Annotated in this window: 14 protein-coding genes and 2 pseudogenes; 7 read left to right on the top strand and 9 right to left on the bottom strand. The window is 40.9% G+C overall.

Annotation, left to right across the window (positions count from 1 at the left end; all coding sequences use genetic code 11):
* Positions 1-106: 106 nt before the first annotated feature.
* Positions 107-697, bottom strand: a complete 591-nt coding sequence (locus AK965_RS19770; protein WP_099081195.1) for a GNAT family N-acetyltransferase — start codon at positions 695-697, stop codon at positions 107-109.
* Positions 698-1096: 399 nt separating this feature from the next.
* Complete coding sequence (locus tag AK965_RS20865) at positions 1097-1222, bottom strand: hypothetical protein (RefSeq protein WP_259343787.1); 126 nt, start codon at positions 1220-1222, stop codon at positions 1097-1099.
* 309 nt (positions 1223-1531) lie between these two features.
* On the opposite strand from AK965_RS20865, the gene AK965_RS20330 reads away from it, so the two are divergent.
* From AK965_RS20330 to AK965_RS19750, 3 genes and pseudogenes are all read left to right on the top strand, one after another.
* A complete protein-coding gene (locus AK965_RS20330) occupies positions 1532-1711 on the top strand; it encodes a hypothetical protein (RefSeq protein ID WP_143699963.1) in 180 nt (59 codons plus the stop codon).
* 801 nt (positions 1712-2512) lie between these two features.
* A complete protein-coding gene (locus tag AK965_RS19760; RefSeq protein WP_172438206.1) occupies positions 2513-3469 on the top strand; it encodes an integrase domain-containing protein in 957 nt (318 codons plus the stop codon).
* A gap of 367 nt (positions 3470-3836) precedes the next feature.
* Positions 3837-3962: pseudogene (locus tag AK965_RS19750) on the top strand (transposase); the annotation flags it as partial.
* Positions 3963-4334: 372 nt separating this feature from the next.
* Here AK965_RS19750 and AK965_RS19745 read toward each other — a convergent pair.
* Both AK965_RS19745 and AK965_RS19740 read right to left on the bottom strand, forming a co-directional pair.
* Positions 4335-5006 carry a type 1 glutamine amidotransferase domain-containing protein gene (locus AK965_RS19745; RefSeq protein ID WP_099081191.1) on the bottom strand — a complete coding sequence of 224 codons (672 nt, stop codon included), beginning with the start codon at positions 5004-5006 and terminating at the stop codon, positions 4335-4337.
* Positions 5007-5577: 571 nt separating this feature from the next.
* Entirely contained in the window at positions 5578-8346 is a 2769-nt protein-coding gene (locus tag AK965_RS19740) for a pitrilysin family protein (RefSeq protein WP_172438204.1), read from the bottom strand.
* 224 nt (positions 8347-8570) lie between these two features.
* Here AK965_RS19740 and AK965_RS20790 point away from each other — a divergent pair.
* Positions 8571-8887: pseudogene (locus AK965_RS20790) on the top strand (IS3 family transposase); the annotation flags it as partial.
* Between the two features lie 195 nt (positions 8888-9082).
* On the opposite strand, the gene AK965_RS19725 reads toward AK965_RS20790, so the two are convergent.
* The 5 genes from AK965_RS19725 to AK965_RS19705 form a co-directional block, all read right to left on the bottom strand.
* Positions 9083-10555, bottom strand: a complete 1473-nt coding sequence (locus AK965_RS19725; RefSeq protein ID WP_172438203.1) for an oligosaccharide flippase family protein — start codon at positions 10553-10555, stop codon at positions 9083-9085.
* Between the two features lie 149 nt (positions 10556-10704).
* Positions 10705-11682: a hypothetical protein gene (locus AK965_RS19720; protein ID WP_099081187.1), complete on the bottom strand. Its 978-nt coding sequence runs from the start codon at positions 11680-11682 to the stop codon at positions 10705-10707.
* Positions 11679-13493: an ATP-grasp domain-containing protein gene (locus AK965_RS19715; RefSeq protein WP_099081186.1), complete on the bottom strand. Its 1815-nt coding sequence runs from the start codon at positions 13491-13493 to the stop codon at positions 11679-11681. Before AK965_RS19715 ends, AK965_RS19720 begins: the two co-directional genes overlap by 4 nt.
* Before the next feature lie 75 nt (positions 13494-13568).
* Entirely contained in the window at positions 13569-15047 is a 1479-nt protein-coding gene (locus AK965_RS19710) for an oligosaccharide flippase family protein (protein WP_099081185.1), read from the bottom strand.
* Positions 15048-15098: 51 nt separating this feature from the next.
* Positions 15099-16253, bottom strand: coding sequence for a GNAT family N-acetyltransferase (locus AK965_RS19705; protein ID WP_099081184.1), 1155 nt, complete (start codon positions 16251-16253; stop codon positions 15099-15101).
* 218 nt (positions 16254-16471) lie between these two features.
* On the opposite strand from AK965_RS19705, the gene prsT reads away from it, so the two are divergent.
* The 3 genes from prsT to AK965_RS19690 all read left to right on the top strand — a co-directional run bounded on the left by prsT (position 16472) and on the right by AK965_RS19690 (position 21148).
* Positions 16472-19243 (top strand): XrtA/PEP-CTERM system TPR-repeat protein PrsT, encoded by a 2772-nt coding sequence (prsT, locus tag AK965_RS19700; RefSeq protein ID WP_172438202.1) that lies wholly within the window; start codon positions 16472-16474, stop codon positions 19241-19243.
* 69 nt (positions 19244-19312) lie between these two features.
* Positions 19313-20056, top strand: coding sequence for a serine protease (locus AK965_RS19695; protein ID WP_099081182.1), 744 nt, complete (start codon positions 19313-19315; stop codon positions 20054-20056).
* A gap of 201 nt (positions 20057-20257) precedes the next feature.
* On the top strand, positions 20258-21148 hold the full coding sequence (locus AK965_RS19690) for a sensor domain-containing diguanylate cyclase (protein WP_099081181.1): 891 nt from the start codon (positions 20258-20260) through the stop codon (positions 21146-21148).
* Positions 21149-21327 lie beyond the last annotated feature (179 nt).

Raw genomic sequence — 21327 nt, 5'->3', positions numbered from 1 at the left:
GCCTGCGTTCGCAAGATGGTTGTGATACTAAATTCTATGTTAAGAGATGGCGTCATGTGGGATGAGAACATAGCGAAAAATTAGCTATTGACGCCATAGTCGTTTGTTAGCTGTGTGCTGACAGCTTAAACTCTAAACCCGCTTTGACTGAGAGCCATTCAGTATTGATGATTGAGAACACAACAGTATCTCGATAACCACCATTTAGTATTTTCTGATGATTTCTAAGTATTCCGTCTTGCTTCGCTCCCAAACGGGCAATAGCTGCTCTTGAAGCTTGATTATGCCAACTTGTTCTTAGTTCAACTGCAATGGCATCGAGACTTTCAAAAGCGTGAGTTAGAAGAAGTAACTTACACTCTGTGTTACATGATGTTTTTTGATAGCTTTTGCTATACCAAGTGTAACCGATTTCTACCCGCTGATTTATTGAGTCTGCATTACAAAAACGAGTTGAGCCGATAACCTTACCGCTTGATTTAGAGATAACCACAAAAGGTAAAGATAACCCTTTGGCTTTATGGTTTAGCGCCGTGGAAATATAATCAGCAACACTTTCTGCACTTGGCACAGATGTGAACCATAATTTCCAAAGTTCACCATCACTTGCCGCTTCCACTAATGCATCTTTATGCTCCATAGTTAAGGGCACAAGTTTTACATTTTCAGCTTCTAACTCCACGTCTTTAAACCACATTTTACTCTCCATGTATGCCTGCCTTTAATGAATACAGCTAACGCTTATTAAACGGCTAAATGCCATTTTTTATTCACCTATAATGCCGCCTTTTCTCTAATGACTCAATTAAATATCAATAAGTTACTCAGAGAAAAGAAAAATTAGATGGCAAGAACGCGCATAATTTGAGAAAGACTTTCTTGTGGCAATCAAACCAGGTGTTCATTATTCCTTTTATGTTAAACGGGCGAGTTTGCTATCAAAAACACCCCTCAGAGCGCATTAATCGCATCAGATGCGGTTTAGAAGCGCTCACTAAGCCCTACTTACCCATAAATCGGACTGTAAGTTTGTGACGCTCTCAGAGCGATTTACAAGGCAAAAAACAGAGCGTTCGTTTGAAACAAAAAACGTCCTCTAAGGGGCACTTTTGTCATCTTTCTTAGCGAGCTGCCTCTCACACCATGCGCTTATCTGAGGCGAGTAAAGAGCAAAAATACTGATCAACAGAGCGACACCAATAATCACAAATAGACCATTCACAAACACCTCCTAACGTCGTTATCCTTTTTCATTTTTACTTTGAAAGGCAAACATCGAATACCAGAAGAATAAATGCATATCCACCAATTATACACTTCAACCAAAACTGAGCATTGTCACTAACCGTTACCAACGAAAGACACACGACAAAAATGGCGTTAATAAATTGAATAATATGAAGCATGGCGTTGTTATTCCTTTTTGCTCCACAGTAACACTACTTTCAAACTTCCAAACTCAACACCTTAATCACGTTCTTTAAATCAAGTGTTTTGGAAATTTTTAACTTCGTGATAGCGTGAGTGAAGTATGAAAGTTTTAGCCGATAGCCCTATTTGGATTGTCACTAAACGCTCCTACTTGGAGCATCTAAAGTCCTCTTTTAGAGGCTACAACGTGGTTGCCGGAAACGGTAGTATGTCGGACGAGAATCGTCGAGATCGCTTAGGCGGCGAAAGCAGCGACACCGCACCTCTGCTTTTAAGATAAAATTTATCCTCGATGAGGATCATAATGGTCAATATCATTGATATAAGTGTCCATTATGCCATTTCAACTTTTGCTCAAATCAAAGAGCTTAGGACATCATGAACCATGATAGCCTGCGCTTCTTACACCTATTTTTTGTCATTTCAGTTGTCTGAAAACACGTCTTTACTCGACATGTACGTTACATTTTTGTTTACTTCTACTAAGAGAAGCAAACAATGTTCACATCCAACGCTTCGTAGCGAGTTTTAAACCAACTACGATTTCTCATTTAATCATGAGCACAAGTTCATTTTTGAAATCCATTCGAGAACATCGCGCTCGAATACCACGACGACTTTGCTCGTTAATTCCACTGAGATTCGTCTAATAGCTTTAGAAAAAAAGCAATTAGACGACAGGCTAACTATCGCCTCTAGATCGAACAAAAATCCTTTTGCCTTCTTACTTCGAGCTTTTTTCGCTCGCGCCTTCAGAAAAGGATCTCTGGTCGTTTTAGGGTCGAAAGCCACTCTCACCCACCTCAAAACCACTCCGAAAGGAGCTTAAAAACCAAAAAGTCAGAGCATAGGCGCTAGGGCGAACTCGTTTGAAATAGAGCGTGTTCGATGCAAACCCTAGGCATGTTCACCAAAGACAATATTTCTAAACTCGCCGGTATCAGAGGGATGCAATAAGCCCATTCTTGAAGCACAACAAGCTGATATCCCCGCAATCAAATGTGCGTAATCACTTAACTTAACGTCCTAGACGAGCATGGCGAGACAACAAGCAAACAAGGAAAAGAAACAAGGAACATCGATGAACAGAAATCTTAATGTCCGAAATTTTGGGCTACGTAGCCGTGACGCGACTCGTGCGCTCATGACCGCCTACCAAATGAAAGGTAATGGCTATGCGTCCAATGCAACGGTGCAAAGCGCACTACGTGCCTTTACTCGATTCTTGAAAGAGAACTACCTCATTAAGGATTTACGCAAAGTGGAGCAATGCCATGTAAAAGGGTTTGCGGAGCAGCTTAATGACCGTTACGAGCGTGGTGAAATATCAGCGTCTACCGTTCAAAATTATCTATCTCCAGTGAATGTAGCGATGGAAAACGCCAGATTAGACACCAAATGCCGCGTAGAAGGCGTCAGGGAGGCCGGACTACCAACTAGAACAGGGATAGCCACCCAAGACCAGAGTGCTACTCTAAATGCACACAAAAATGCGTTACAGAGCGTTTCTGAAAGATTGGGGATTCAACTCAACTTACAGAGAGAATTAGGGCTTCGCCTCAAAGAATCTTGTTTGATGGATGCAAAACAAGCTCTAAACCAAGCCTTAACAAAACAGAATGTTCGCATCGAACAGGGAACGAAAGGCGGTCGACCTAGAGAAGTTCCAATTCATGCCTATTCACAGATTGAAGCGTTACAACGTGCCGTTATGGTTCAAGGAAAAGATTCAAGCCTTATTCCTGAGCATCAAACCTGGGCACAGTATCAATCTCAAGTGTATCGAGAGCTGACATCTCAGTCTTTGCATTGCCATCAAGAACGTCATCACTTTGCTAACGCTATGTACGAACGTCTCATGGGCGTAAAAAGTCCCGTACAAAGCGGCATTTCACATCAATCACATCACGCTTATCTCGCTAGTGTGCTCAGTATTTCAAAGAGTGAAGCTAAAGTTCGAGACGAACAGGTGCGCTTATGTGTGGCAGAAGCCTTGGGACATTCTCGTATTTCCATTACCAACAACTATCTGGGGTAAGTTATGCACCATCAAACTTATGCGCTTATTCATCAATGTATGCTGCCCTATACCAAGAAAGGGAAGAAATCGACGTACAAAAAAAACAGATGAAACGGTTTATCGCCATCATTAACGATATTTTTCAGCACGAGGGAATAGCGCGACTTGATTCTATTGGGAAACGGCAATTGATTGGGTACTGGAGAAGAACGGAACATGAGAAGTTTGAAACGAGGCGTGCGAAATACACGATCTTGAAAAAATTCTTTGCTCTATATCATCCCCAAGTGACGGTTCCAGAGCCTAAAAAACGTGCTCTAACCCCATCTGACAGGATTGTTGTCACTGTTAAAATTTAACCGGTTAGGGTGGTAATGAATGAGTTTTGAATCGCATTCCAACAGAAACAAAAGAAGCGATATTGAAGAAGCTACTACCTCCTTATTCAATGTCTGTAAGCCAGGTAGCAAAAGAGGAAGGTATTAGCACTGCAACCTTGTATCATTGGCGGTAGCAACTTAGACGTTCAGGATCCGCTGTGCCAAATAGTAATACTTCATCAGAGCGTTGGTCAGGCAAGATTAGGAATCTGTGAACCCGTTGGTGAGGTTCATCTAAATCCAGAAAAAGAAGCCGCTTAATAACTAAGCGAATGATGACAACAACCTTGAAAAACGCCGGTACACACTACGTGATGGGCGGATTTTCCAAGGTTTTGTGTTGTGCGTATTACAGAAAACTCTTAGACATTTTCGAGTTAGCTCGGTTAGCTAACTCGAATGGCGACATTTCATAGCCAAAAAGTGCCAACTGTGGTGGTGGGAGTGAAATGCTAATCGAACTAGTTTCCACATCGAGGTGCGGTTTAAGTCCTAATTATCGCTTAGGCCAATAGATCCACGATGGCTTTACCAACGGCATGAGCACTTGTTGGATTCTGGCCTGTGATAACACGACCATCCACAATCACAAGCTCTTGCCAAGGTTGAACTTTAGAATAACGAGCTGCACTACGTGCCAAAAACTCTTCCAATAGGAAAGGGATATCATTGATAGTGCCAAAATCGATCTCTTCTTCACGAGTGAAACCTGTCACTGACTTAGACGCGAGCAACTTGTTGCCATTACTGAGCGTGATAGGTAGAAGAGCACCTGGGCCATGGCACACGGCTGCTAGAATACCGCCATCTTCATAATGTTTTGCCGAGATTTTTGCGAAGTCTTCGTTGCTCGCTAGGTCGGAAAGAAGACCGAAACCACCTGGATAGAAGATTGCGTCATAGCTATCGCCGTTAATCTGTGACACTGGAATCGTGTTGTTGATACGGTTTTGAAAATCATCATCAGCTAAGATTCTCGCATTTACTGCATCACTCTCGATATCAATACCATATAATGGTGCCTGACCACCTTTAATCGAAGCAATGTCGTAATCAAAGCCAGCATCGAGTAGCTCGCTAAGCGCATGCGTTAGCTCTGGTGCGTAAGTTCCGTTTGCTTTGTCAGTTTCACCAAGCTTCGCATGGTTAGTTACAATAATGAGTACTTTCTTCATGATGGTTTCCTTAGTAGCTTATGGGCATTTATTGAACATCTTTATACTAATTAGACGCTTACATATCATTTGGTTTTGTTTAGGTAAATGTGGCGCGAAACAGTCGCTTACGTTACAAATACGTTTTTTGTCTGATCTCCGACCGATTTCAAGTGGTGGGATGAAAAAAATATCCTTAACATAAAGTTAGATAAAAAAGTTAGGAATCCTTTTACGCACAAGGGTTACACAAAAAATATCTAACTTTTCACTCTAAAATCTATCTTTTTGCATTTATCTTACTCATAAACAGAAAAAATTAGATCGGTTTCTTTTGTAACTCTGTTTAACAGTTTAACTAATTTTTTGCCATTGGTAAGTCATTCTGAGGATATCAGGTTCTGTTCCAAGGTGGCCTGTAAGTACATGCTTGCCGACAATAGGCTGACTCGAAGGTGGACACTTATTTGTCACTGCCTTTGTTAAATTAGCTTTTGATGAATTATTAAGAGTATGTCAAACCTCTGTTCGAGTGATCAGTTTTCTCATCCATTCCAACATTAGAAAGCCGGGGCAATGCCCGGCATAATCATTAGTTTCCTGATGGCAAGTTAGTTACATCTATCCGAGTAGCTGTTTTTGACGTAAACGCCTTCAGATACTGGTTGATGTCTTCTTGACTCAATGAATCAATCACACTATCAGGATTAACCACAGCCAAAGGATCGGCATCGGTATGTACATAGTTGAACATCATTCTTGCCTGCTCTTTTGGTTGAGATAAACCATCTTGTAGGGCATGAGATAACTGCTTTGTTGTACTGTTGAACTCTTCTATGGTGGCTCCATTACCAATAGAGTTAACAATCTGGTTCAGGGCTGTTCGTGCCTCTTTTCGTTTGATGAGAGAAGAGTTGATCACAATAAACAGTTGCTGGGTGTCTGCACCTTCAGGCCAAATTACAAAAGAGTGAGGTGAGTAATCCAGACTCCCGAATTCCCTGACTTGTTCCGTCAAACGGGAAGTTACAATACGCCCTGCTATGTCAGCCAAGAAATAATCCTTAGTGGTTTTCTCCTTCGCATTACGCGCGAACATGGAAAATAACTCCACATTATTACCTGCCGGTCCAAACGCGATTGTGAGTTCCTCATCATTAGGATCTAACTTCACTTGATAGAGCTCATTAGCGGATAACTCATTGAACGTCATAGCCGCCAGATACTTTCTTGCCAGTGGTTTTAATTCGTCTACTGCGATATCTCCCGCGATGACGTATACCATTCCACGATTGGTTTTCATGAGGTGCTCATAGGCAAGTTTCACGTCACTAGACGTCACTTTTTCATACTCATCTAACGCTCTCGTATGGCGAACGGAGTCAGAATCATAAATTGCATTTGAGACTGCCTTAAACGCCTTTCCATCCGCCGATTCGAGGTATTGCCGACTGCCTGTTATAAATTGCGTTTTGTAACGGGCAAACATCTCTTCATCAAGTGTTGCGTGCTGAAAGCCTTGATAAATGGAGGCAAGGACCAAAGGCAACGAGGCTTTGGTTGATGCTCCATAGAAACCGTGCAAATGTTCCCAAATGATTGGTTCAAGATAAGCATTTTCTTTGAGCATCAAACGATTGTAATCATTGGAGGAAAAACCTCCAAGACCACTCTCAGCATAAGCTCCTACAATCAAATCGCCAGCGGGACGAAGTGAAGGCGAAAGGGCTGCCAGTCCACCTTTTGAGCCTGCATAAACGTGAACTTCATCGCCAGCATTCGGCATATGCCTTAGGTAAACCGTTACCTCATTGCTAAGTTGCCACTTGGTCGTGCTGGGGTCGAGCTTCTCAATTAACACGATTTCACCGCTATTACTTGGCTGGGGAAAGTCTGATAGTACTTCCGGTAATATTAGCGCTTTGCCGCTCTGCTTGAACGTTTTCTCCATATCAGAAACGAAAGCCAATTGTTCTTGTCGTGCTTCAGTGAAAAAGTTATGACGATCGATGGTAACGAGAGTTTGGATATCATCACTTTCAAGCAAACTTGTTAGCCTCTTGTTAAACCACGCTTTGTCAGCACGATTGACCAAGTCTTCAGACAACGACTTGTAAGTCTCAGGAGACAAGGTTTGTCTGCCTATCATACGAAAGAAGACATGATCCTCGGCAAAGTTACGTGCCGTGTAGTTGTCCGCAAAGGTTGATTCGAGTTTTAGGAAAGCACTAGCTTGTGCATCCAGCTCCAAAGTGCTTAAACCATGGTCTCTCAACGTTGCCAGCTCTTTACCCAAAAACTGCATTGCTTTTTGTTGGTCCTGCGCTTCATAGGAGATATGGATTTTCATCACCATATGCTCAAACCATTGAATCAGAACTGCATGAGTATTTTGAATGGGTACGTTCAAATCACGCGCCCGATCGTTCAAGCGCGTGCTGATGGCATTAGACAAGATGCTCGCCGCTGCAAAGTCTTCAAAATCAGCTGCCGACACCATTGGGTTTGCACCTAGATCCAACAGTAAGGTCGTTGATGGGAATGAACCGTCATTGCCGCCGAGAACGGTACTATTTGAGCGTTTAAGTGGTGAGATATTCTTGGTAGGAGCCCCTTTTTCTGGTGCAGACCACTGGCCAAAAATGGCATCCACCTCGGTAATCACCGAAGTAGAGTCAACATCACCAGCAATAAAGATTTCACTGCGATTTGGTGTGTAGTGAGTTTGGTAGAAATCTCTCAATCGGCGCTCTGAGATATTTTGAATACTGTCTTCGTTGCCAATAACATCCCCTTTGGCATCGTATAACTGTTCTGCAATTAATTGGTAAATTTCAAAATCTGGATTTCCATGTGCTTGAAATCGAGAACGCATTTCTCCCAGAACAACGCCCCGCTCTTTAGACACTTCCTCAGGATCTAGAGACAGTGAAGTCGCAATTTCTCTGAACCAGGTTAAGGCGTTGGTAAGTTTGTCATCAGAAGGAAGATCCACCTGATAGACGGTATTCGCATGTGTAGTGAAAGCATTGAGGTGCTGGCCGAACGCGACACCGTCTTCACCGAATAGAACGACTATCTCATTTTTAGGAAAGGACTCACTGCCGTTAAACGCCATATGTTCAAGAAAGTGCGCATAACCTTTTTGGTCATCCGCTTCATCTCTAGAACCAGTGCGAACCAACAAGCGCGTCGATACCGCTTCCCCCGGTACTTCTTTTATATGAAGAATGAGTCCATTGTCTAATGTTATCGTTTGCCAACTCGTATCAGCCGTAAAAGACTGATCGATAAGGGTAGTTTTGCACCCCAATAACATAGCGCCCAATAAAAAACAGGCGAATAATTTTTTTGTTGCCATAATTGTTCCTCCCAAGCCAAACTGAACAAGAAACATACTACAGTGGGCCTAAATAGCTTTAATCGTTCAGAGGGTATGCGATCACTTTCAAGCATTTGAACAGTACTCATGCAACACGTTCTAAGAGATGAAACATTGATGAGTTCTTATTAGAGCCAATGATTGGACTGCCACCGATCTCCTAGACAAATTTCGCCTATTCTTGGACTGATGAAGCAATTTGACTAGAGTCAGGCTGTGTGTATGGTTATCGAAAAATTTACAGTGACCTGCGAGATGAAGGGGAAATTTGTGGAATTAACCAAGTTCATCGTCTAATGAAGCGAGAAGGTATTTAGTCGCAAAGAGTCTATCGAAAGCCACGCGCCAAAGGTGGTATCGAAAACATCATTGTTTCTAACAAGCTCGCCCAAGAGCTCACCCGCACGCGCCCAATCAATCATGGGTAACTGATATTACAGACATCAAAACGCACGGAGGCTGGCTGTATCTGGCGGTAGTTGTAGACCTGTTCTCTCGGCGGGTAATTGGTTGGTCAATGAAAAATATCCAAAGAGCTTGTCCTTGATGCCTTGCTTACGGCAATTTAGCATCGTTCACCAATAGAAAAAGTTAATCAAATAAAAACATAGGTACTGTTATCTATATCAAACAACTATTTATATATGTTGACTGTAAAAAAGACCTGCAGGTAAAAAACTAGTCACGGTTTAGTGACAGACTTACCTTATGGCTTTCAAGATGGTTTTCTAAAATTTCTTAAACCATTCGATGCGTCTATTATTTTCGCATACCAAAAACACCAAACATCCGAGTAACTTTTAAATATCGCAATTAAAAACAATAAACAACATGTATAAACCATTGCACCAAACAAAACATTAGAAAGCATGCCAAGCAATGTCATACTGTTATCAAAGTATACACTAGATAAAGCAATATACATAAAAAAGGATGCTGCTACGGGAACAATTATAATCTCTAACATTTTCTTTATCGAAAAGCTTATCGTAATCCTTGCAAATATAATAGCAAACAAGAAAGTTGCCAAACCAATATAACCTCTAAATTGTGAGAATTGGTCAACACCATCAAATGTAAATGATATTGCAATGAATAATAATGACATCAATCCAAAAAGATCATTGAACACACCAAATTTTGGCATTCCTAAATAATCAAACAGATTATTTGTCATTGCGCTAATAGGGTAAGCGATCATCAATATAGCGAGCGATGACATAATAGGTGCGGTATCACTCCATTTCTCGCCAAGTATAACAGTACAAAATTGCGGCGCAATAAACCAAATACCCACGACACTTGGAATGAGGAATAAATATACAAGTGCTAAGTACTTATAAGATTTATCCAACAACTCATTTTTATTATTTTTATAATTAGCCATACCTGGAAACATTGCCTGACCAGCAGGCATAATAATTTCAGAGAACGGCATAATGGCAAAATCCAACCCTACCTTATATTTACCAATAGATGACACATCAAATAACTTGCTGACAACAAAAGTATCCCCCCTGTTTCTACAATAGCTTAGAACATTCCTAAATACGATAAATATAGAAAATGAAAACATCGAACGTTCAAACTTAAATCTAAACTTAGGCCGGTAATCACATATAATATAGCTACCAAAAAGATATATCCAGACAGAAGCGCCACTACCAACAATCAATGCCCAATAGTTTGGTGAGAAATAAGCAAAAATTACAGTTATCACTGTCGATATAACTTTAACAACCAACTCAAGATAAGAAATCATCTTAAATTCTAGGTTTTTTTTAAGTTTGATCAACCCAATATTATTGAACGAAGAAAAAAAACCATTAACCGCTACCACTGTGATAACCAAATCCAACCTTGGCTCATCAAAGTAATAAGACATATAAGGTGAAGCTATAACCAAAGCCAAGCTAATCGTTAACTTTAATATTATATTAAGCGTCCATCCAGAGTTCATATCCTCGGGACTAAGACTAGTTTTAGTTATTAAATAACGGTCGATACCAATTGCCTGAAGCGTTTCAAAGAAACCAATACAAATTCCAGCCAATGCAATAATACCGAACGATTCAGGAGCTATCAGACGTACAAGGATTAAAGTACTACCAATGCCAATAGTACGAACACCCCACTTTCCAAACACATTCCAAAAATATGCATTTATCAATTTTTTTTGAACATTCAACTTTACACCTAACTTAATTTATTAATACCGTTATCTATTCGATCATTCAATATTGACTACTACGGTGCTCTGCCGATCAATTAATTATCTAAGATTTTTATATTTCCATAATAGATTTATAATAATATCTCTTCACATACATTGTTTTGTTAAAAAAAATTTTTAATTTTATCATTGTCACACACCCTACTAGGCAAAAAAACGGAACTACCTGAAATGGAATTGAACCAGTCAACATATTGAAATAGTGCTTGTTTAAAATTATCTAAATCTTTTTCTGTTCTCACATACGGAGTCCCGCCGACTTTTACACTAGGCGAGTGAAAGGAAACCACAAACTCGTTCTGACCAATACTCATTTGGCTCTCAGTCATCGCTTTCATAAGTGGGTAAGAAAAACCTTCCGGCGACAAACGGTATTTTCTGATTCGTAACATCCGTGCAATCAAAGGATACGTCTTGTTTCGCTGTATAAAGCCAATGGTCGAAGGCGTAAGGTTTAAGTGTTTTTCAAGCCGTTTGCTTATCGCGCCCATTGAACAAGTATGGGGGATATACGTCAGACCGTCTTTGGTATGTATTTGATTGGTATAGTCGACAAAGTTCGGACCTTGAACATGAGAAAAGTTGGAGTAAGCGGAGATGCTTAAGTCTACTTTATAACCTAACTCTTTGAGTATCTCCGCACTGTTTGTGCCAATACCATATCTTCCCGCAAGGTATGTGACAGGTCGAGTTCCGGTTTCTTCTTCTATCTTTTCTGTGAGCACTCTGATTTTATTAAATTCCATATCCCGAGCCAGATTCCCGGGGAAAGAATATCGATTCGTTACTTCATTTTGGTCATGTTCAAAGGGAGGGTTCACCCAGGGGTGCAAGTGCGTCGCAAATTCTATCTTGTTTCCTTGTAACGGCTTAAAATGTTGGATGACCTTTTTCCCATCATCGCTTGTAACGAAAGGGTAATCCATGGCTAAGGTTACTTTGCCACCCACCTTTATTATTTCATCGACCAACTCAATCAACTCAGTACCATGATTTACTCTCGTATTTGACCGGAAGAAGCCCCCATCCCAATCAAATTCTTCCTCAGCATGTATAACGACACTCAGTTTTAGTTTTCTCATCGCTTCGCCTCTCTATAAATTTCAATAAAGTTATTCAATGCGTTTGTTATTTTTTTGTAGCACTCAGCAATGGTCTCTACATCACTCTCATACGGATCTTCAATTTCACTAAGGTCGGGATAACGGCTGTCTAGAAAATCTGCAGCGCAGTATGCATGGTGGATTCGGTAACTTGTGTTAATGGCATGTCGGTTCTTTTCGTCAAAGTAAATCACGATGTCCGTTTCATTAAGATCCAGCTGGCTCAAACATTTAGAAGTATGATGATTTAAATCACACTGCATCTGTTGTGCCGCTATTTTTGCGATATTTGGACTCGTTCTTCGTTCTTTTTGATGAAAACCAAAGGAGTCAATCGGCAAAGTTAGTTCATCTGAGATTAATAGATTGGAAAAATATCTTTCTGCAAACGGGCTTCGAATAATATTGCCGTAACATATAAAAACGACTCTTCTTCTCGGGTTACTTAACAGTAACATTCGTAGTTGACCTTTGACCTTCCATCTACGATAAAGCGTGAGATAACGATTTTTTTTGAGGATAGGATTGGTAATGTTTGTTCTAATACTTCTTACTTCTGCAATAAATGGCTTGGGATCATCAATGCGTAAACTATCAATGCTTTCTTTAGGTGCAATACATCGCATTATTTTAGCGAGACGTGACCCCATATGTGTTAATGCTTTTAAACGCCCTCCTTCTCTTGAGAACTTTTCGCTTTCACGTTTAATTTCATACAGATCAGAAGTCAATGATCGGGCGGTGATACCAGCAGAATATTTGCCTGTAATTGAGGGTTCAACATTATGGTAGAGGTAATCAACATACATCCTCGGAAAGTCGACGCCGGCATATTCCGCTAAAGGAAGTCCGCCCCACACTCTTGCGTTGACCTCGACTAAAATCCACTGATTGGTTTGTAGGTTTCTTCGAAACTCAAACATTGCTAAACCGGTTAGCTTTGTTTCACGGCAAATCGCCTCTACTGCAGTTAGTTGTTCTAGCTCAATTTCCGTGCTAACTCGATAGGAACTTCCTCCCCCAGAGTACGGCTCTGCCAATCTTCTATAAGAAAATGCAGAGTGAACTTTTCCTTCCAATGAAAGAACAGATAACCCTTCTCCATTCCCTTTAAAGTAGCTCTCAACTAAGCAATATTTACTGTCCGAATTGGAATGTATGAAATCTGTAAAGTCTCGTTCTGCATTAACAATAACAACTTTATTTCTTTTCTCTAAAGACGTCATTTCAAAAGATTGCAGCGGCTTAAGTACAAACTTCTCTCCAAATTCATTTTTCAACTGCTGGTAGTCATATTGAGAATGTTTGATTAAGTTTCCATTTGCTACAGGGACTTGACACCGTCGCGCGACTTTTTTCGTTTTCCACTTATCAAAAAGAACATCAAGAGATTCTTGGTTGGCGATGGCGAGCTTAGTGGTTACAGGTAAGCTACCCCTTATCTTCCAAAGTGGGTAGATTGCTCTTTCATCACAAGGAAAAATCACGTCGTAATGATACCTTTCAACCAAGCACAACACATTGGCTAGCCACTGTTCATGCGTATAGGCTTGATAATTATAAAAGAATGATTGCGATATGTATTTGCTTTGTAATGAGGCACTTTTTCGATCATAGCACACTACGTGCACCGTATAGCCGACCCTACCAAGGGAGCGTATCACCGAAAGAAAGCTACGCGTGTCTTCGCCTAAAACGAGAACCGTCGGCGATTCCTTTTTAATTTTTGTTGTTTGTGCTTCAAAATCGTCCGTTATCTGAAGCGCCTTTTCCGCTTTCCGTGCTCTCACTACCCTTACCTTCTATAATTCCTGTGGCAACTAAGGCTATCAACCATCCCTGTTTTACTTTTCCAGTAAGTATAGTCATCCATTCTGTACTGAAGGTCTAATTTTCTTTAATACATTCAATATAAAAGCATATTCGTCGAGCCATTGTTTTGAGGAGAAAATTACCACTAACATAAGTGGGGCATAAACTAAGATGCCAACCAAAATCAAAATCATTAGATTTATCACATCTGGATAATCAAGCAGCCCTTCAATAATGGTCACAACGTGCACCATCACCATGGCAGGAAGCATGGGAGCAAGAACAACTAGCATTAACCGAAGAACGGACATACCAACAAGAGCCTTATAGGACAGACATAGCAAAAATATAAACAAACCCACCAGTAGAACTCGATACTCGGTATAGACCAATAGTTCAAAACTGCCGCTTCTAGATAGCCAGATGATTATGCTCACAACCGCAGCTATCATTATTATATCGAGCAGAATCAGATACTTTATTTTCGATAAACTCGTTAAAACCGCCTGTAAAGATATGTTTAATGGCATTGACAGCATAAGTATGGCTAACATGCCTATTATCGGCGATGCTTCAGCCCATTTGTGGCCTAAGACAACATTTGTAAAAAGATCACTCAATGCAAAGATGCCGAGCACAGAAGGAACAACCAAAAGATAGGAAATAGCTAAATATCTCAAGATACTATTACTCAATTGTTCCCTATCTTCTCGTACTTGCGTTAGCCCCGAATACATCGAGCTTGTTGCTGGTGCAATCAGCTCAGTAAAAGGAAGCCAGGCAAACTCTTGACTAACACGATAGATCCCCACGTCACTACTGGTTAAATAACGCCCGAGCAAGATGGCATCGATACGCGAACGCAAGTAACCGCTCGTCATGGACAGCAAGTGCCACTTAGAGAAAGACCATTGTTGATGCCATAACTTAATTGACCATTTGGGACGATACGGATGAATCATATACGACCCTATCACCGTCATAACTTCACTGGCGATCAGACCAATCACCAAAGCCCAGTAGTTTTTAAGATACAGCGCCAACGCTAACGTCACTGGAACAACCGCTATCTTAACGGTAACGGAAAGTTGAGTGAGTGGTTTGTAATTGAGTTCTCTTTCAAATCTAACCAAACCCACGTTTTTGAATGCGCTTAACACCGGAATTAAACAAGATACTAGTAACACGTCTACTAATGCGGGCTCATTCATATAGACTGCCAATTGTTTTGCCAACATGGCTAACGTCATACTGCAAACGAGCTTCAATGTGATATTCAGTGACCAGGCGCTATCTAGCATTTCATCCGAGCAGAGTTTTGCTTTTATCAAGTATTTGTCAGTACCAGCGTTGGAAAGCATGACAAAAAAGGCCATAACGATACTGGCTAACGCGACAATACCAAAATCTGCTGGTTCTAAGATCCTGACTAGCAATAGCGTGCATATCAAGCCTACGCTTCTGTTCAACCATTTTGCTAAGAGGTTCCAAAGGTAGCCAATCGCAATCTTTTTATTCAAATCGGCGAGCATTCCACAATACTCCTAGTGCAATTCACTCATTTCGGTCCACCAATTAATAGTTTACAACTCATGGCGATGCCCTCCTTTAGTTGGGCCCTTGATTCGGCTCTTAATCCAAAGTTTTGTATTACGAAAAGCGTGCTCCAACATGAGCAATGAGCTTGGATGTTCGTACTGATTAACCGACAACTCTCCCTTGGTATTAGAAAATGTCTCTTTGTATCTCGCCGTTCCACCCATGAAGTCGTAAGAGGAGATACCTTCTTCTAATGCCTTATTAATCAGTAAATAGTGCGAAACGAGACCAGGCTTATACTGCTTACTGCTGCGACAATAATTGATCGCACATAGGTAGAAATAAATATGGTTGTCGTGCCTAAAGTTGTACATGACCGACAAGGTCTCGTTACCTGCTTTAATGTGATAGAGCTCGACTGCGCCAGTATGGATACCTTGTTCAATCAAACGCTCGTGGAAAGCAATGAAATCATCGTTAGAGAATCCACTTCGAGAATGCTCACCATTCCATCGAGCCAAATGAAGCGGTTTCGCAATTTGTAACATCTCCTTGGCTTGTTCGAAGGTTCTCGCCTTTTCCAAAGTAATATCACCAATCTCGTTATACTTCTTGATACTTCTTACAATCTGATACCGAGAGTTACGTGATAAAAATTGAAGTACTGACTGATCGTTTTCCCTTAGCTCTTCTAAGTTGAGGGCGTAATTATTGGTTTCCCACACGGTTCTTTTCTTTAACCCTAAGCGGCTAATATAATCAAACTTGGTATTGTCACTGGCTCCAATGACAATCGCATCAGTCTTATCTACTTCGTAGGTAAGGCGTTCAATCATAGCAGCGCGAATTGCCTCTTCATCCTCTGCATCCATGAGAAAATCATTGTACTCAATCCAAATCTGATCATGTGCAGGGATGCCTGTTCGGTGAAGAAAGTGTTTGCTTTTAAAGGAAATAAAAAGAAAGTGCTCGGATTGAGTCACAATTATCCCCAATCCAACTGTTCTATTATTTTTCCGTGCTTCTATCACCGCAAAATCTTTAACAAAACAATCTAACCAAGAACCAATCCATAACCACGTAAGGAAAAAACTGGGTTTAGCGTGCAACTCTAAATCACACCACGCCTCACTCAGCCATTCCTTACTTGGTTTTTTGTATATCTCACACTGAATATTATTCCGCTGCCAACTATTCAAAATTCATCCTTAAATATTACGTGGCCCATCCATTTGGGTCTCGTCTTCCTGGCGACATCTCCTCGAATTTGCATGAAACTGCCATTGCACGATTCAGTCACACCATCCAATTATGGGTTGAACATCATCCCTTTGCTTAAAAATAAATGAAAATTTATACATTTAACTAATAGCGTCTATTCTAAAAATGTTTAAACTTTTTAATGCCGAGATATATCATGTCATATGAAATGGATTTTGTACCTAACCGACTTGCTCTAGTTGGACTGACAATTGCGACTCTACTTTTCTCGAAAGAGGGCTTTGCAAACAAATACATTGATAGTGCTAAAGTGTACCTCAGTAAAAACGAGACTAACGCTGCCATGATTGAGCTGAAAAATGCTATCCAGAAATCCCCTGAAGATGGCTTAGCTCGCTTTATGATAGGGAAGATCTATCTCGAACAGGGTTACTATGCGAATGCTGAAAAAGAACTATCTAGGGCGATAAAATATGGTCATAACATCGATGAAAGTTTGCCACTCCTGGCTCGTTCATTGCTAAACCAAAACAAATCCGACGAAGTAGTGTTACTTCTCGAAGAGTTTGAGCTTAGTGATTCCCCTTCCTCTTCCGATATACTCGCTATCGCCGCAATGGCCGAAATCAGATTAAGCAATCTTGATAGCGCAAAAATGTTAATAGAGCAGGCTGGTCAAGAAACCGTTTATGCCAAACTCGCCCACGCAACATATCTAACGGCGAGCAATGAAAAGGATCTGGCTTATCAAGAAGTCAAACAACTTTTAGCATCTGAGAATTCGAATAGCGATATTTGGAAACTAAAAGGCCATATAGAACTAGCAAAGAAAGAATTTGATAAAGCGTATGACAGCTACACTCATTGGTACAAAATTTCACCAGGTGCAAAGCAGTATGCATTATTTTTCATGGCGAATGCGTTGGTTCATGCCGATCGGTTTACCGAAGCAAAACCCATGGTAAAACAGTTGCTAAAAATAAATAATCAAGTTCCTCAAGTTAACGAACTTGAAGCCATGATTCTATATTCGGAAAAAGATTATGCGACGGCAAAAGTTCATGCCGATCGTGCATTAAATAATGGATCGAGTAGTCTTGGTGCGTCAACGATCTCCGGGGTGTCCGCATATCAACTTGGCCAATACGAACAAGCGCACAGAATATTTACTAAAATTGCCCCACAATTACCAGCCAATCACCTCGTCCATCGCCTCTACAGCACCACTCAGCTCAAGTTGGGTTATTTTGATGAAGCAATTGAATCGCTTAATAACTATGAGATCAAATCGCCAGAAGACAGCCGGTTTGTATCTCAAGCCAGTTTAGAGCTGGCTAAAGTAGGAAAACATCAATCCGCTTTGAAATTGGCCCAAAAAGCTTCTGTCAACAATAACAGTCAGGCTGAAGCTACGGTTGGCTTGATCAAGCTTTCCAACAATGATGCTTCCGGTGTAGAAAATCTGCAATCCGCTTTACATAGTGACCCTTCACTCGAAGATGCGAAGCAAGGGCTAATTAACTACTATTTAGCTCGTGCTCAGTGGGATGAGGCTGATGCGATCGCCGATAACTGGCTCGCCAACCAATCAGATGATATTAGCGCATTAATGGTTAAAGGTCTCGTATCCAAAGAGAAAGGGCAACTTGACGCCGCTAAATCTTATTTTAACCAAGTTAGAAAAATTAACCCGAATAATGTCCAGTCTATCGTTGAGATCGCAGCCATTGAGTTCGATACTGGCAACACTGAGAACGCATTAGCTTTACTCATCGAAGCCAAAAAACAGATGCCAAGCAACCATAAAGTAAATGGACGATTCATTGATTACAGTCATCAAATGAAGCGACTACCAGACGCACTTGTGCTGCTCGACGAGCAAATTGAAGCAGATCCATTTAATCGCCATTTAAAAATTCAAAAAGCCAATGCATTGTCATTATCCGGCAACAAACAAGCGGCGATTCATTTGCTTGAAGCGCTACCTAGCGTTGACAAAGATGCAACAGTTTGGAAGCTGCTTGGCGGACTCTACCTTTCATTGGGGGAGCGTTCCGAAGCGAAGAAGAGCTATCTAAACTGGATCTCTGCAGAACCTTATAATCCAAGCCCTTACATACAAAGTATTCATTTAGCCAGCAACGATAATGATATCAAAGAAAGTTTAAAACTCACCAAGAAGGCTCAAAAGATTTTCCCTAACAACATCCTATTTCCTTTAATAGAAGTAGAGCTACGGATTAAAAAGGGCGATCTTAAATCAGCAACACGCAAGATAAATACCTTGCCTGATGAAGTGCAGAAAACCCCTCATGTACTGCGTCTTCAGGGACTGATTTACATCGCAAAAGAAGACTATAACGCCGCAGTCGAAGTACAAAAGAAACGCTATGAACTCCTACCAAACCTACAGACAGCCAAAGAGCTCACCGCTATTTATCAATTAAGCGGGCAAACGCAGCGAGCCATCGATTTCTTAAACAGCGTCATTGACGAACATGGTGAGTCTGCTGCGCCTTTAAAGCTCAAGCTGGCTGAATTGCATATCGAGTCGACGCCCAACAAAGCAATTGAGCAATATGAAGATATTATTACTAAGCACCCCACAAACGCGATTGCGCTCAACAACCTTGCTTGGCTTTATTTAGACAAAAACCAAACTGATACCGCTTGTAAATACGCACAAAAAGCACATGAAGTGGCTAGTCAGAGCTATCAAATCGCCGATACCTACGGTTATTGCTTACTTAAGTCAGGTAACATCAGTAAAGCATTAGAACTTCTTGAATTAGCCTATAATCGTAACCAACAAAGTGCCGAAGTTGCACTGCATTTTGCTGAAGCGCTGCTTTCAGATCAACAATTAGAACAAGCTGGTGACGTGTTGTCGAAGATCGTCACTAAAGACCCTCAATTGGTTGCAGCTAAGAGCGAACTTGAAAGTCAGGTAAGCCGTTCAGGTCAATAAACATTCAAACCGAAACCATCGTCCGATTTAGTACCTTTCTAAATCGGACACAACTGGGAATGAATACTTATGACAAAAGGATTACTCTACATCTGTTACCTTTTCGTGTTATCACTAGTCTCTTCAACTCATGCAGCAGGCTTACCTAATACCATCGAAAAAATAAAGCCTTCGATTGTTGCGATAGGGACATACAACCGCCTTTCATCACCAACATCGAACATACTTGGGACAGGATTTGTCGTTGGAGATGGGCATCAAGTCGCAACCAATGCCCATGTCATCCCATCCAACCTCAATGCAAAAAAAGAAAAACTGGTGATATATATTGGACAAGGGGCAAACATAGAAATGCGCTATGCAAACGTCGAGCAACTTGATACCCAGCATGATTTGGCTGTGATTAAAATATCAGGCAAGCCACTCAAACCGTTATCTTTATCATCAAAACATGTAAAAGAAGGCGAACTTTTTGCTTTTACCGGCTTCCCTATCGGCGCAATACTAGGTCTTAATCCTGTCACACACAGAGGGATTATATCTAGCATTACTCCTGTTGCTACGCCCGCAAAAAACACAAAATCGCTTACAATAAAGCAATTGAAAGCGCTTAAAAACCCTTACAATGTTTATCAACTTGACGCCACTGCCTATCCTGGCAATAGTGGTAGCCCCGTTTTCGACCCACAAACGGGTGAGGTCGTGGCGGTCATCAATAAAGTGTTAGTCAAATCTACCAAAGAATCCTTGTTATCTGACCCAAGTGCGATTACCTATGCAATCCCCATCAAACACTTAAAAAAGCTGTTATAGACCATTATTCATTGATAGGTATCGTCACATTTTTTTGCGTGCATATCTGCCAATTGATTTAGTTGTTTGTACAGATCAAAACACTAATTCGCCCCTCCAAACTCATTGGGAGAACAGTAGCGTATTGATTTGAAGAATATTAGAAGAGTTACTATGCTTAGATTCACATAAGAAAACATCTATCAACAAGGAAGTTAAACGATGTCGCTATTCGAAGAAGCAAAGCAGATTGATAGCACAATGTTTAAAATATTTTTTGATCGTAGCCCTTGCGCACTCATTGTGACAGACAGAGACCTCCTAACTATCTGCGCAAACCCAAAAGCAAGCAAACTGCTTAATCAATCAATGCTCTCTGACCAACCTTTTCTTTCTTTTTTTGATGATACATCTAAAGAGAAGATTAAACATTACCTCAGTACTTCTCAGTTTGTTGAGTCTTTGTCGCTCGACGTTGCACTCATAAACGCCGATGCTGAGTGTTGTTGGCTTGAACTTGCAGCAAACAAGCATCGTAGTGATAGTGAAGTTATTATTTGGAGCCTCAGTGACATTACCCAACGCAAGGCGCGCGAGAAGGAGCTTGAGGATTTAGCGTATTACGATGGGCTGACTGGCATATACACTAGACGCTATTTCTTTCAACTTGCCGAAACGCAGATGGCGCAGTCAAATATTAATGGTCAATCACTCAGTATGCTTATTTTAGACTTAGATAATTTTAAACATATTAATGATACTTATGGTCATTGTACTGGCGATAATGTGCTGCAGGCCTTTTGTACTTTAATCTCGAGTAAATTACGTAAAAGCGATATATTTGGACGAATAGGTGGCGAAGAGTTTTCGATTGTATTGCCGAACACAACGCAACATGAAGCCGTACTGACAGCAACAAGGATATGTAACTCTGTCGAGGAGTATTTTACCGAACATCGGGTAACGGTAAGTATTGGTTTAGTGACATTAAGTAATCCGAACTGTACTTTTAAACAAGGGCTAAAATACGCCGATGATGCATTATATCAAGTTAAGCAGAATGGGAAAAATGGGGTGAGTTATGCAGCGATTGGCTACCTCAACATAAAGTAGTTTAACCTGAGTTTGGGGTAATTTAGATAAAGTGAGTGAAGGCATTCAAAGCCTTCACTCACTTTATGCTTTATTGCGCCAAAAAGTCTTGTGCAAAGCGCTGTAGTACCCCGCCCGCTTGGTAGACATGCACTTCATCGGCCGTGTCTAAGCGGCAGGTGACCGGCACATCGAGTTTT

Origin of the sequence: Vibrio sp. PID17_43 (assembly GCF_002608565.1) — a bacterium.
Classification (GTDB): Bacteria; Pseudomonadota; Gammaproteobacteria; order Enterobacterales; family Vibrionaceae; genus Vibrio.
Note: the sequence above shows the minus strand (reverse complement) of the source record. Positions and strands in the feature narration are given on the sequence as shown.

Bases quoted from the DNA above. Each gene is read 5' to 3' on its own strand.
- AK965_RS19770 (WP_099081195.1), bottom strand. From the start codon at position 697: ATGTGGTTTAAAGACGTGGAGTTAGAAGCTGAAAATGTAAAACTTGTG.
- AK965_RS20330 (WP_143699963.1), top strand. From the start codon at position 1,532: ATGAAAGTTTTAGCCGATAGCCCTATTTGGATTGTCACTAAACGCTCC.
- AK965_RS19760 (WP_172438206.1), top strand. From the start codon at position 2,513: ATGAACAGAAATCTTAATGTCCGAAATTTTGGGCTACGTAGCCGTGAC.
- AK965_RS19745 (WP_099081191.1), bottom strand. From the start codon at position 5,006: ATGAAGAAAGTACTCATTATTGTAACTAACCATGCGAAGCTTGGTGAA.
- AK965_RS19740 (WP_172438204.1), bottom strand. From the start codon at position 8,346: ATGGCAACAAAAAAATTATTCGCCTGTTTTTTATTGGGCGCTATGTTA.
- AK965_RS19720 (WP_099081187.1), bottom strand. From the start codon at position 11,682: ATGAGAAAACTAAAACTGAGTGTCGTTATACATGCTGAGGAAGAATTT.
- AK965_RS19710 (WP_099081185.1), bottom strand. From the start codon at position 15,047: ATGCTCGCCGATTTGAATAAAAAGATTGCGATTGGCTACCTTTGGAAC.
- prsT (WP_172438202.1), top strand. From the start codon at position 16,472: ATGTCATATGAAATGGATTTTGTACCTAACCGACTTGCTCTAGTTGGA.
- AK965_RS19695 (WP_099081182.1), top strand. From the start codon at position 19,313: ATGACAAAAGGATTACTCTACATCTGTTACCTTTTCGTGTTATCACTA.
- AK965_RS19690 (WP_099081181.1), top strand. From the start codon at position 20,258: ATGTCGCTATTCGAAGAAGCAAAGCAGATTGATAGCACAATGTTTAAA.